The 1498-nt window shown below is 43.3% G+C and carries 1 protein-coding gene and 1 pseudogene; both read right to left on the reverse strand.

Going from position 1 to position 1498, the window contains the following annotated elements; translation table 11 throughout:
• A pseudogene (locus DWX23_RS24810) lies at positions 1-211 on the reverse strand (hypothetical protein); the annotation flags it as partial.
• Positions 212-226: 15 nt separating this feature from the next.
• Complete coding sequence (locus DWX23_RS24715) at positions 227-796, reverse strand: DUF3575 domain-containing protein (protein WP_122376454.1); 570 nt, start codon at positions 794-796, stop codon at positions 227-229.
• Between the last annotated feature and the right edge of the window lie 702 nt (positions 797-1498).

Here is a 1498-nt window from a genome sequence, read left to right on the forward strand (position 1 = left end):
CTCCCAACAATTGCGGCGTAAAGATAAAGGCCCTGCTACGCCCTACCCTCACCTCGTTCAAATCCATTCGGAGTTGTACATGCAGGCTGTCGTTCTCCACCGATATCCGTTGCGGAACGATACGGATACCCTGCGCCTTCAAAGTATCCGGCGGCAGCAATAGAAGCAGACCGGATATACATAATATATAATGTAGGATTATTTGTTTCATAAGAGACGATTCGATTTAACGTAAAAAGTAGATCACGGAGAAACCAAGACGGGTAGGACCGAAATAATTACGGGTATAAGCTCCGACAGGTTCGGCACATTCCGAGCACCGATATTTGGTGTATTTCATCGAAACATAACCACAACCGAGAAGGGCTTCCACGCCCCAACGATCACCGAACGCCCAATGGTAGCCGTAGGTGAGACCACCGCCATACAGGTTTCCCCTCAAGACATAATTCTTTAAACCCGAGATAAACGGGATCAGTCCGATATTAAAATGACCGTAATGACCATGTACACCCACAAAATGACCCTCGAACTTACGGCACGGCCAGAAACGGATTTCAGGTTGCACCAGATAAAGATTCAATTTCATTTCATTGGAAAACTTCCACGCATTATAGGCGCCCCACAAGTCGACAGAGAAACGGCGTCCCAATCCCAGCTCCACTCCCCCATTGGGCGTAGTCGTTGCCCAATACAGCACATTCGTTTTCAATGCGCTCTGCTGTCCCCACAGACCCGGGACAGAGGAGAGAAGAAATATGATAGATAATAGCGATAAATAAAGAGCCCTATACATTATATTAATACCAGATTAGGTTACCGTCTGCACCGGGGCCGTCTCTTGGTAAGAGACGGAACGAAAGGAACAACAACCTGCTACCGGCAACACTTTTAGCCATTTACACCAGGGATCTTCATACATAAAAAGCATCCCCGGACAACATTCAAAAAACAGAAAATGGTAAAAGGATTGGACGGACTATTGAAAAGTGATTGTTTTTCAGGGGAAAGAAAAGATAATCCGACATTCAATGCAGGAGGAAAAGAAGAAAACAATTCATAAACAACAGATTATCAAAGAGAAACGAACAGGAAATAATAGAAAAGAATAGATACAGCCAGCTGAGAGAGAAGATAAAGCAACCGGCCTTCTTTCTTAATTTTTGTAATGATATTCATAAACACAATGAATATTAAGGCTGGTTATGCGAAAAAACATAGATACCAATAACGTATATATAAAAAAGAGTTAGTACATTTGCGAAGTTTTAACACTAACTGCCTTCACCGTTCCGTCTCTTACCAAGAGACAGAATTTCCCTTACAAGACAACTCCACGGGGCAGCCTTGATTTACAATTTCTTCCTAATATAACTATCTCATTGGCACGGTCGATCTGCGAGGTATTCCGGTAAGCTATATAAATACGTGTCGTTTTAACAGACTCATGGCCCATGCCTTTCGAGATCAGTTCTTCGGATATACCTTTTTCCAGGGC

The organism is Parabacteroides sp. AF18-52 (genome assembly GCF_003479145.1).
Classification (GTDB): Bacteria; Bacteroidota; Bacteroidia; order Bacteroidales; family Tannerellaceae; genus Parabacteroides; species Parabacteroides faecis.